Origin of the sequence: Microbacterium sp. BF1 (assembly GCF_019279095.1) — a bacterium.
Taxonomy (GTDB): domain Bacteria; phylum Actinomycetota; class Actinomycetes; order Actinomycetales; family Microbacteriaceae; genus Microbacterium; species Microbacterium maritypicum.
In genome coordinates, this window is record NZ_JAGYWT010000034.1 from 1 (window position 1) to 10,855 (window position 10,855).

At 61.9% G+C, this 10,855-nt stretch carries 13 protein-coding genes; 5 read left to right on the forward strand and 8 right to left on the reverse strand.

Annotation, left to right across the window (positions count from 1 at the left end; all coding sequences use genetic code 11):
- Nucleotides 1-108: 108 nt before the first annotated feature.
- The 5 genes from KZA10_RS18490 to KZA10_RS02390 all read right to left on the reverse strand — a co-directional run bounded on the left by KZA10_RS18490 (nucleotide 109) and on the right by KZA10_RS02390 (nucleotide 4,934).
- Nucleotides 109-1,155 (reverse strand): site-specific integrase, encoded by a 1,047-nt coding sequence (locus KZA10_RS18490; protein WP_218682072.1) that lies wholly within the window; start codon nucleotides 1,153-1,155, stop codon nucleotides 109-111.
- Nucleotides 1,142-1,378 (reverse strand): hypothetical protein, encoded by a 237-nt coding sequence (locus KZA10_RS02375; RefSeq protein WP_218682073.1) that lies wholly within the window; start codon nucleotides 1,376-1,378, stop codon nucleotides 1,142-1,144. The genes KZA10_RS18490 and KZA10_RS02375 overlap by 14 nt, the downstream gene beginning before the upstream one ends.
- Nucleotides 1,371-2,732: a replication initiator gene (locus tag KZA10_RS18565; RefSeq protein WP_308289571.1), complete on the reverse strand. Its 1,362-nt coding sequence runs from the start codon at nucleotides 2,730-2,732 to the stop codon at nucleotides 1,371-1,373. Before KZA10_RS18565 ends, KZA10_RS02375 begins: the two co-directional genes overlap by 8 nt.
- A gap of 397 nt (nucleotides 2,733-3,129) precedes the next feature.
- Nucleotides 3,130-4,536, reverse strand: a complete 1,407-nt coding sequence (locus KZA10_RS02385) for an FtsK/SpoIIIE domain-containing protein (RefSeq protein WP_218682075.1) — start codon at nucleotides 4,534-4,536, stop codon at nucleotides 3,130-3,132.
- Nucleotides 4,536-4,934, reverse strand: coding sequence for a plasmid replication, integration and excision activator (locus KZA10_RS02390; RefSeq protein WP_218682076.1), 399 nt, complete (start codon nucleotides 4,932-4,934; stop codon nucleotides 4,536-4,538). Before KZA10_RS02390 ends, KZA10_RS02385 begins: the two co-directional genes overlap by 1 nt.
- A gap of 151 nt (nucleotides 4,935-5,085) precedes the next feature.
- On the opposite strand from KZA10_RS02390, the gene KZA10_RS02395 reads away from it, so the two are divergent.
- Both KZA10_RS02395 and KZA10_RS02400 read left to right on the forward strand, forming a co-directional pair.
- Nucleotides 5,086-5,583, forward strand: coding sequence for a hypothetical protein (locus tag KZA10_RS02395; RefSeq protein WP_218682077.1), 498 nt, complete (start codon nucleotides 5,086-5,088; stop codon nucleotides 5,581-5,583).
- 164 nt (nucleotides 5,584-5,747) lie between these two features.
- Complete coding sequence (locus KZA10_RS02400; protein WP_218682078.1) at nucleotides 5,748-6,659, forward strand: DNA adenine methylase; 912 nt, start codon at nucleotides 5,748-5,750, stop codon at nucleotides 6,657-6,659.
- On the opposite strand, the gene KZA10_RS02405 is transcribed toward KZA10_RS02400, so the two are convergent.
- On the reverse strand, nucleotides 6,627-7,550 hold the full coding sequence (locus KZA10_RS02405; protein ID WP_218682079.1) for a hypothetical protein: 924 nt from the start codon (nucleotides 7,548-7,550) through the stop codon (nucleotides 6,627-6,629). The genes KZA10_RS02400 and KZA10_RS02405 overlap by 33 nt on opposite strands.
- Nucleotides 7,551-7,675: 125 nt before the next feature.
- Nucleotides 7,676-8,809, reverse strand: coding sequence for a hypothetical protein (locus tag KZA10_RS02410; RefSeq protein ID WP_218682080.1), 1,134 nt, complete (start codon nucleotides 8,807-8,809; stop codon nucleotides 7,676-7,678).
- A gap of 500 nt (nucleotides 8,810-9,309) precedes the next feature.
- Here KZA10_RS02410 and KZA10_RS02415 point away from each other — a divergent pair, with 500 nt between their 5' ends.
- The 3 genes from KZA10_RS02415 (at nucleotide 9,310) to KZA10_RS02425 (ending at nucleotide 10,422) form a co-directional block, all read left to right on the forward strand.
- Entirely contained in the window at nucleotides 9,310-9,549 is a 240-nt protein-coding gene (locus KZA10_RS02415) for a hypothetical protein (RefSeq protein ID WP_218682081.1), read from the forward strand.
- Nucleotides 9,546-9,878 carry a hypothetical protein gene (locus KZA10_RS02420; protein WP_218682082.1) on the forward strand — a complete coding sequence of 111 codons (333 nt, stop codon included), beginning with the start codon at nucleotides 9,546-9,548 and terminating at the stop codon, nucleotides 9,876-9,878. Before KZA10_RS02415 ends, KZA10_RS02420 begins: the two co-directional genes overlap by 4 nt.
- A gap of 253 nt (nucleotides 9,879-10,131) precedes the next feature.
- A complete protein-coding gene (locus KZA10_RS02425) occupies nucleotides 10,132-10,422 on the forward strand; it encodes a hypothetical protein (protein ID WP_141387558.1) in 291 nt (96 codons plus the stop codon).
- A gap of 239 nt (nucleotides 10,423-10,661) precedes the next feature.
- Here KZA10_RS02425 and KZA10_RS02430 read toward each other — a convergent pair whose 3' ends face one another.
- A complete protein-coding gene (locus KZA10_RS02430) occupies nucleotides 10,662-10,844 on the reverse strand; it encodes a MepB family protein (RefSeq protein ID WP_256934315.1) in 183 nt (60 codons plus the stop codon).
- Nucleotides 10,845-10,855: the final 11 nt, after the last annotated feature.

Below are 10,855 nucleotides of genomic sequence, written 5' to 3' on the forward strand. Positions count from 1 at the left end.
CTACCACCGCCGGAGGCGCCAACTCCGCCTGGGCCGTTTGACGCCCATCGAGTTCGAGACCATCATGAACACGACCGCCGCACTGGCGGCGTGACTACAACCTGTCACCTATTCGTGCAGCAGTCCCATCGACGAATGCCCGAGAATCGCTTGCACATCGTTCGCACTAACACCGGCGTCGAAGAGCAAGGTTGCGAGGGTGTGTCGGAGGTCATGGATGCGGAGGTCCGGTCGTTCCAGGCGCAATCGAATCCCGTCCCAGTCCACGGCACGCCGCACGTTCGAGACGCTCACCCGCCCGCCACGGGGCCCCGTGAAGACGAGATCTTGTCTCCTCTTACCTGTCATCGCTGCTGTCACGAAGGGTACGAGGCTGCCGGGCAGCGGAACTGCACGTTCCTTATGGCTCTTCGGACTCTGCTCGATCAGCTCACCTCTTCGCCCCGGTGAGAAGCTGCGCCGGACGTGGATAACGCGCCCCAAGAGATCCACGTCTTCTACGCGGAGCGCACTGCCTTCCCCGGCTCGCATACCTGTGTACACGAGCGCCGCCAAATACGCTCGATATGGTCCCGGCTCCACAGCGTCCAGCATTATCGAAACCTCTGACACGGTGAGCGCTCGAGAGCGGAAGCTGCGCGTGTTCTCATCGCGGGGCCGACGTGCCAGCCGAACCGGATTCGCTGAGATGACTCCCGCTCGAGCAGCTCCGTCCATCAGCCGGCTCAGCAGAGAAAGCGCGTCGATCCTCGTGGAAGCTGACCCTGCCCAGCCCGCGATGGCCTCCTCAACGTCGCCAACGGTGATCGACTCGATCTTCCGATGTCCCAGCCAAGGCTGCACACGCTTTCTCCAAGCAACGTCGTACCCGCGCGCCGTGGCGGGACGGATGCCTGCCTCGATCGTTGCCCAATACCGGTCGCGCCAGGAGATCAAGGTCATCGCACCGTCGACACGGGTGGCTGCTTGAGCCTCGGCGCGCAGCTTCTTGGCCTCCGCAAGCGAATCGACGAGATAGCTACGTTCTCGCTGCTCGCCACTCAGGCCGATACCCCACACACGGACCTGGTACTTGTTGCGATCAGCGCGATACCGAATCCCCTCTGGCAGCGGCTTCCTAGTCTTCGGATCAAGCCTGCCGTTAGGAGAAGACACCGGTACCACCTCCTCCGAGGAACGCGTCGATCGTCGACGCCCGCCATAACATGTGCTTGCCCATGCGTGCATCCGGGAAAGGCACACGTGCTTGGCGACGCAGCGAATCGAAAGTCGACAGGGGCACCCGGCATCGCGCTGCAGCCTCGCGACGGGTCAAGTACTCGTCGGCGTCCACATCTGTTGCGAGCTGATAATCGGCCAGCTCCACTCCTTCACGCATCGTCGTCTCCTTCTCCTTGAATGAACCGTTCTCGTCGGTTGTCATGCCAATCGCGCGCCGCACGCGACGCCTCGAGCGCCAGGGCTCGATCTCCATCTGTGAGCCACCCCATGCCTGCGAAGCTCCACGACCCCATGACGAGCACCTCGTCGGGACGCGCGTGTTCGTCAACGCTGGCGCGCTCGATCAGCCGCTCCAACCGCCACCGCCGTCGCGCACCACGAAGCGATCCGAGGGTCACGGAGTAGCGGCGAGACTTGGTGGAGAAGTGCCCACGAAACCCGAGCATGTGCGCCCACTTACCGAGGAGCACGTAGTCGCTCGTTGGGTCCGCATCTGCGGCGATCTTGGATGCCACCGTTTTGAGTCGGTCAAGGTGCAGCCGCTGCCCTGCACCGCCGATGTCCTCAGTCGCCTTCGTCGCGTACTTGGCGATGTAGGCAGCCACCGCACGATCAGACAAGCCCTCTTCAAGACCTTCCCTCTGAATGATCGCCTGCACATCCATCTGTGCGCCCCAACGAAGCTCTCGTTCGACAAGCTCACCGGGCAACCGGGGCGCGGTAATAACGACATCACGAGCTGCGCTGCGAATCGCCCTCACCAGCAAGTCTTCTGTCACGCCGGCTGGCGGAGCGGGGAAGGCATCGAGGTCGCCGACACCGTCCAGACGCACGATCGCATGAAAGTGAACCGCACCACGTCGCTGAAACTCCGCGACCTTGGCGAACTGCAGACGGACGACTTCGGATGCCGCGCGGCCTGTCATTCCGAGTTCGCGTGCAAGACGACGACGTACCATGATCGTGAACCGCCGCCAGAGCTCTGGAGCATGAAACTGCCACGCGATATGACCCTCGTAGTCGTAGCAGTCCGCGCACACGGGCTCTCCCAACAGGGGATCGTCAGCCTCGTGTTCGCATCCGCACACACGTGCCTTGCCGTGTCCGCAGACACCACCCCTCCGAGTGGGTGCGAGGGTGTGCACCGCCCCGAATGACGGAGCCGTGAGGGTAAGAAACACCATCGGGTGAGCGGCGATCGATTCCGGTACGCCCTTCATCCCACCGGCGGCACCGGCCATGATCATGTGCCAGGTGTCGCCCTTGTACTCATGACTGCAGGACGCACACCGCCGCGAACGACGATTGCCGCACCTTACGTATGTGAGGCCGTCAGGCTGCGTGGCGGAGGAGAACTGAGCAAGAACCTCGCCGCTCTCCCCCGCCAGCGTTGTGGAGTCGCCCGAGAGCCTCACCGGGTTCGAACAGTAGCCAGTTCGGGCGGCGCCCTGGAGCCACTGATCGAACTCCGGACTCCGGAGACGCCGAGCAACGGAGACTCCGAGGTTCATCGCTCAACCACCACTACGGGGACTGCGCAACCCAGGTCACGAATCGAACCGTCGGAGTCACGACTCCAGACCACGCGACAAATGGCGTCGCTCTGGCCAGACTGTCGCCGGACGTCCTGCCATCGAAGGATCTGCGCGTCAGTGCATGCGTCGTTGGCAAGGGTTCCCCCATAGAGATCGAGGTCAGTCTGCGCTCCCAGCGTGGGCAGGTCGTAGACCGCCGTCCAACCAGGACCGCTCTCGTCGCGCTCAACTCCGAGATTGCAGGGCGCAGACCAAGCGCTTGGCTCCGTCTTCCGCGAGTTGTCCGTCGCTCCCGGAGTCGGAACTGCCGTGCAACCTGTCGCCGTCACGACGGCCACAAGGCCGAGGATCGCGATGCTCGAGTGCTGGATATTCATGATTCCTCCTGAGTGTCTGAAGAACGACGCGACTGCCTCGTTCTGGGTGCGCGCTTGGGCTCGAGCGGAGCTTCTGGAATGACGATCGGGATCTGAGTAGGCGCGAAGTACGACAGAGCCGCATCGCGGATCTGCTCGTCCGGGACGTGAGCAGCACGAACCCGCCTTGGTGGAGTCCCGTCCTCGGGTACGACGTAAGCGACACCCGGTGTAGCTGACGAGATCTCGTGGCACCGCGCACCACCCTCGACCGCCCCATCGCCCAAGACCATCGCTGTCTCTGTGCGGTCGCGAAGGCGAAGCCCGATCGTTTGCGTGAACAGCCCGCGCGCGGGCAACGTCTCCTTGCGGGGGTCCTGCAAGCAAGCGAAGACGACGAAGCCAACTGCTCGGCCTTGAGACGCGAGAGTTGCCAAGGCGGCGTTGGCTCGACGCAGAAGATCACGGTCCGTCTCATACGCGGTGAGCGCCGCGAGTTCGTCGATCAGGATGATGACCAGCGGACTGTCAACGCTCGCTGTGTGCTGACGGGTGTGACCTGCCAGCTCTCGCGCTCGGGTTTGCATGGTCGCAACCGCATCCTCGAGCAGGGCAACAGCGAGGGGTGCATCGTCAGCAAATCGAGTCAGCAGCGCACGCCCCATGGCGAGCTCCATGCCGCCCTTTCGGTCGATCCCCCACACCTGAACCGTGCCTTCGTGGATCGGCCTGACGAGGCCCATGAGAAGACCCCACACGAGCGATGCCTTGCCGCTGCCCGAAGAACCAGCAACCAAGGTGTGCGGTCCCACACGCAGACGCCACTCTCGTCGGCCCTCAGCGATCCCCATCGCGACGGAGCCGCCATCCCAGCTGCCGCCCAACGGCGCAGTGAAAGGCTGTCCGAGAGCGTCAACGAACTCAAGGTGCAGCTCCAGCAAACCGATCTGTTGCCCATGTACGGAAGCTCGGGTGGCGGAAAAGGCCTGAGCGATCCGGTCCGAAGCGGCGACGAGTTCCTCTCGCACAAGCCCCCGCGGGAGAGCGACAGACGCGACGAGCGTCATTCCCTCCCAACGAGGAGCCCCAAGACCGGCAAAGATCGCCAATCCGTCGAGCGTTCGAATCTGCAACCGCAGAGTGTGAGCGAGCTCCGGCCACGCGGCCTGGATGTGCGCAGACATCGCGGTCTGCCATCGACGCAGCAGGACGGCATGCATGTCCCGGCCTGCCAGCAACCGCCGTCCAACCACGATGCAAACCATGGCGACGGCCAGGAGTGCGATGACGGTTCGCGGAGCCGGGGCGAAGAACGCAAACGGCGTCAAGACCAGCGCGATTCCGAGCATCCATCTACCGATGTGCCAGAGGCGAGGCCGCTCCCCCGCCCAATACTCGCGGAGGACGGAACGCGGATAGCTCATCACTCGTTTCCTCGCGTCTTGGGAGCTGGCTTCATCTCCGTTGCTCGAAGCGAATACGCAACACGAGGTCGTCCGCCCGTCTCCTTGACGTAGGGAGTCACCGACAGGCCGTCGAAGACAACGGGACGGAACGGAAGCCCCTGGGTCTCGGGCGGTGCTGTCGGCTCGGCGATGCTCGCGATCTTGACCGTCACCTCTCCCTGACCCTTCTTGGCGTCCGGGTCCGCGTCGATGATCCGCACCTGCCACAGGGGGTGCCCTGTGCGCTTGTCGAGGTCCTGCCCCTGGCGCTGGCCGTCGTCAGACCACTTCGCGACGGGCTCGACCTCACCGACCATGAACGCACCACGCGGGAAGTACGCCTCGAAGTTGACCGGGATGGATGTCTGGATAGCCATGTCTGGCTCCTCTCACTTGTTGTGGTTGATCACAGTCTGCTCACTTTCGTTACTGTTATCAACATTTGTTTAATGCTTCAACATGCGTGACCGTGCTCACGCTCTGTGTGCCGCATGAACATGCGCGGTAGCCTCACGTAAGGAGGTTTACGTGGGCGACTCAGTCGATATGCACTGGGGAAACGTCGAGGTCCAGTGGGGCGCAGTCCCGACGGTGATCATCGACGTCATCACCGTGCTCTCACGACAAGCGAGACGTAGCTCAGACCACGTCGGCCGCCTCGTCTGGCCCGACGCTCCTGGCGATGTCCAGGACCAACTGCGTATGGCCATCGGCGATGCCCACAAGATCTCGAAGGCCGGAACTGACCTACGAGCAGTGCTGTCCGCGTATGCGCACAAGTTCCACAACCCGCGTCCGGTCATCTCCGAGCTGGCTCGGGCACAGGGAACAAGCTCGCAGGGCTTCATTCGGCGCTACTCGGAAGCCACGCTGACGGCAGTCGAGAACTTGCTGTCCGCCACCCCCGACATAGGTGCGATCCGCGAGGGCATCCCGTCACTATCGCTGATCGACCTCAGCGAGCTAGGCGGTCCGGTCGGCAAAGCCGCGTCTGAACTCCTCGCCGCTGACTCCGTTCAAGGCTGAGCTGTGAGAACTTTCTTTACTCATTCAAGGCCAGCCTCCGGCCGGCAGCGGCGCGACCGGTCTGCGGTGCGTGCGGTCCTCGCTGCGCTGCGGTCCGCGCGCTCCTCACCCAGTCACGCCGCTCATCCCGAGCGCTCAATGTCCCGGACCGCCTGTAGGCTTCCATGGTCTCGAAGAATGGCTCACTAGTGCTCAACGTCCAAATCACCCGCCCCCAGTACGACAGCCCACTCCGATACCCCGGGGGAAAGTCCTCGCTCTCGGCCTTCCTGGCGCGAGCAATCGAACTCTCTGGAACCCAACGACCAACTTACGTTGAGCCGTTCGCCGGTGGCGCAGGTGCAGCGGTTACTTTGCTGCTCCAAGACCGAGTCGAGAGCGTCGTCATCAATGACCTTGACCCCGCGGTGCACGCGTTTTGGAGGTCGGCCACTGATAACGGGGCGGCGTTCGCGAAGAAAGTCGAAGAGGTCCCGCTCGATCTGGCGGAATGGCGCCGACAAAAGGGTATCTACGCGCTCGGCCAGACCTCATCCGTAGATTCCTTCGACCTGGGATTCGCCTTCTTCTACCTCAATCGCACGAATCGTTCTGGCGTGCTCAACGCGGGAGTCATTGGGGGACAGAAGCAGGACGGACGTTACCTTATCGATGCGCGATTCAACCGCGAGCGACTTGCAAATAGAATCCGCAGCATAGGCAGGCTTAAAGACAGAATCACCGTTACAGCGGACGACGGACGCACCGTAATTGAGAAATATGCCCAGCTGCCAAACAGCTTCCTATACGTCGACCCTCCCTATGTCCAGATGGGCGGGAGCCTCTATCTAAATGCGTTCTCTGAAGCAGACCACGCCTTTTTGGCGACGTGCCTCAATCGAAACGCAACATCTAATTGGATCCTCACATACGACGACGTGAGTCTGATCCAGGAGCTCTACGAAGCGCGTTACCAGGAGCGCTTCGAATTGATCTATTCGGCTAGAAACGCAGGTCGCGCCACGGAGCTTATGATCGTTTCCGACGCCATACGCGATGCCTTCCTAAGCTGCAACTCCAAGCTTCTGGGCAACTGAAGCCTTCCATCGCGCGAGTGCACGGATGTGCTTCATCAGCGAAGCATCCCGCCCTTCGCGGAGCTGAAGAGCTACAGGGACCAACGAAGCTAGGCGTATTCGATCCACGACCACTCCGAGGGATGCCTCCAATGTCATAGCATCGTCGTGGCTTATTTCAGCAAACGAGCTTGACGGCGTTCCTTCAATATCCTCATGCATAACATGCGGGATATACATCGCTGGGACATAGTGCGTCGCCGGGGGCACCGAGAACCAGCGCTGAAAGTGACTCACGAACTTATTTGCGACTGACTTCTCGCGCCAGTCTTTTCCAGTGGCGACTTGACCGTAGGACATCATCAGATTCGATCGCCCGTCAGGGAAGCGGCGCCAAGACACCACATCTACGCCACCGTCCTTATTCTTCTTCTGAGATGTCGGTGGGGTCGAACTGACAATCCCCACCCCGACTGCATCAACCAGGCGGCGCAGTGCGTCCATGTATCCGTCACCTTCGGGGCGCGGGAAACCCATCCAGAAACTACCTCCGCCCAGGAACGCCGGAGCGACGAGATACACGGCAGCCTGGAACGCGTCCGCAACAGCCTTGATACTTACAAGCTCAGAGGGGATCCCAGGAATCCGTCCGTGCCTCGCGGCCGACATAAGCAAGCAGGCGATGTAGGTATTGCGAGCGGTGCGAATCTGGGAGTCCACAGCTTCTGTCCGGCGGCGCAGGTTCCATCCTCGTCCACTCATTCTCAGCTCGAAAGGGTAGAGGTCTCCAAGCACCTGCTCGCGCCAGCGAATTTCGTCAGTGACTCGCTCGAGAAGGTCATCAAAGTTCCCCTCGAGAATCTCAGGGTCGCCGTCCACCTCGGCGTTGCCTTCAGGATCCGGATCTTCCATCGAGAGCGCAGAGACGTACTGCGAAGATCGGTAGGGAAACTGTCCGGATCGAAGCGCCATCAATTCAAGCCAATCGGCCGCATGCGATCGAGTTGCGCGCGGATCAGGCGACGAGACTAGACCGCTCATTCGGTCTCAGACTCTTTCGCATCCTTGTCAAGGGTCATGGATGTGACAAGGTTGCGCACCGAACGTTGGATGTTCATTGCCATCTCGTGGAGGTCGACGTTGTACTCATAGTCAGAGACCGCTTCGGCCGCTCCACGCGCAGCCTTGTTGAGAGCATACAAGCGCTCTGCGAAACGCCTCCCGCGATCTTCTACCTGGGCGTATGCGAGAGAAAGATCTCGATCAGACTCCAGCATTGATCGTGCTGTTGTGTTGCCAAGGACGTCGATCAACTCGTTGAGGTTCGGGTTTTGGCTGACAATGATCGTCTTCTGCGCACCCTGTCCGTACAGCCAGGTCATGAACTTTAGAAGCTGTTCACCTCGATCCGCGGGAACCGGCGAATCCGGGAGCAACTCTGCGGGCGGCTGAACTAGACCGAGATACTCGCGAACGTTCGGTCGAGGGAGCGCCGTATACAGGTGGGAAAAGGAAAAATTGGTCTTTGTCCGCGCTCCAAGGTCAAACCCCAAGTCTTGGGCTTGCTGCAGCACGATGAACGCATTAACGAGCCGCGCGACCGTATTGTGGCTGTCACCCAAGCGCTTCGCTATCTGGTCCAGCGTTAGACCACCATCGGGATCGCGAATCCACGCCCAGGCGAACTTGGCCTTCGCAAGGGAATCCCATTTGTGGGGGCCGTTGACATGCTTAAAACCGATAAAATCGCGTGCTTCAGCGCGCGAGTCAACGAACAACACCCGAACATACTCGGGCTTCGCCCCAAGGTTCAACGGGTCAGGAGCCGTAATTCCAAACTCAGCCTGGAGCGCTGAGTCGCGGAGTAGCCGAAGCGCAGCGAGGCGCCGGTTCCCTTCTAGTACGTAATTCCCTTTTCGCAGGACAACCAGCGGCTCATAGTCAAGCCAGCCGGAGTTGCCGATCGCCTGGACGAGCTCGTCAACGTCGGCCCCTTCGATGAGACTCGTCAGCGCATCGAAATCGTCATCGAACTTGCCATCCGGGTGGCGCGGATTCTCCAGATCCAGCTGAAGGTCCGCCACCTTCGCGCGGTCGAGCGCACCCGCAGCGGGCGCACCCCCACCGACCCTCGTGCCGAGAGCTTGTGTCGATTCGGTCTGATCGGTCATGCCCCTATCATCCCTCATATGGCCGTCTCGCACTTCGGCGTTGCACAGGTCAGACCTTGTGCCGGTGCTGTGCCGGTAGCTCGGCTGAACCACCCTCAACCAGCCGCGACCAACCATGACACCTTCCGCGGAATCACGCGGCAAACGACGACCAACGAGCACCCACTACCCCACCGAATCCAACTGAAAATCGAAAGGTCACCGGATCGATGCCGGTCGGAGCCACACGGCTGATCGTTACAATCAGCCCAGAAACCCTCGCCTAGCTTCTACATGGCGGGGGTTTTGCTTTTCCCTGGGCACGTCTGGCTCTCGCCCGCTCCCCCGGCTGTTTCGGCCCGGTTGTCGAGCACGCGGAACCCACGGTACTGAGCGAGTTCAGCGAGGCGAAGCGCCCTGGACATGGACCTTGTCCCCCGAAGTGCCTACAGACGGCGCAGTGGCCTCCATCTACGCTCATGACGAATCGCTGGATTCGACCATCGAGTCACGGGGACATCTTGAAGATGCTGATGAATGCACACCAGTCGCTGAAGATCGTTGTCACGGAGGCGCTGTCGGAGCCAATGCTCACCGCGATACCAGCGTTCGCCGAAGCCGCTTCATGTCCGGATGGCGAGGCGGTGACAGCCCAAGAGGTCTCCAGCGCACTCCACAACCTGGGTGATGGGCTTCTCGAGGAATCAGTCAGCGCGCAGCTGTCCACGAAGAATGGCTTCACCGCGCGGTGCGTGCGATGACTACCACCGGGAGCAATCTGGGCGGCAGTTCAGTGGCGACGAGAGCCGGTGTCGTGCTGATCGTGATTCACGCGTTCATGATCTCCACCGGGTTGCTCCTCATCGCGGGGATGCTCAGTGCCGCTGCGGCGTTCACAGACGGATTGACGATCACCATCCCGTTGGTCGCCTCGTTTCAGGGCTCCTCGGAGGTGGGTACCTCGCCGGCCATGACCCTGACCGGGTCCTGGTTCGCTGCCGCCGTCCTGGTCGCAACCTTGACGGTGGCGCTCAGCCTCTTGATCATCAAGATCTCGCGGCTGAGGGACGTGCGTAACTCACGATCCTGATACCCGCCGAGAACTCGTTCAGAAGGTAGCTGCCTACCGTGCCGGTGTTGTGCCGGTAGCTCAGCAGAAGCCACTTCAACCTCCAACGGAAAGCCGAATGGCCACCAGATCGCTGCCAGTCGGAGCCACAAGAGTGATCGCTACAATCACTCAAGAACCCTCGCCAGCTTCTGCATGGCAGAGAGTTCGCTTTTCCCCGGCGAGCCCACCCCGTGTCACCGTTCGACCGGGAGCCCCAAGACGAGGAGCACAGATGAGCACCCGCCGGATCGAGCTCACGATGCACAGGCCGCGCCTCGCGCTCTATGCGGGCATCAGGCCGACGCTCGTCATCGGCGGACGGGGCCAGCCGACGCAGTGGGGCGATGGCACCTGGCAGGTTCCCGCCGACCGGCACACGACCATCGGCGTCTACCTCTACAACCGCATGTGGCGTTTCGGGCAGGCGGAGCTCGTTCTCGATCCCGAGGACACGTCAGCTCTGGAATACAGAGCCCCGGTGCTCCCTTTTCTCCGCGGCCGCCTCATCCACCGCCCGCTCTGACCTTCCCGCGCCGCAAGCGCCACGGATCGCCGGCGCCGTTCAGAGCGCGTCTTTCGCCTTCCGTGCCGCGTCGAGGGCATCGGCCGCAGCATCCGCCCTCATCGTCGCGTCCACCCGGCGCTGCTCCGCCTCCGGAAGGTCGCGCTCTGCCCTGGTCAGATCGGCGCGAGCTCGGGAGAGCTGGGCCTCGAGTTCCGAAACACGCGCGGTGAGCTCGTCCTTCCGGGCACGCAGCTCCCTCAGCGCCGCATCGCGTTCGGCGAGCTCGCGCTCGGCCGATGACTGTTCCTTCTCGGCCGTGGCGATACCCGGAACCCACGCTTTCCTGGCCGCCTTCCTGACGTGATGCCGAGTGCAGTGAGACGCGCGCCAGTGAACCGGAACACCCCTCGTCGATCATGTTGCGCCACGAAGACAAGCAGCCCCGCAGCGG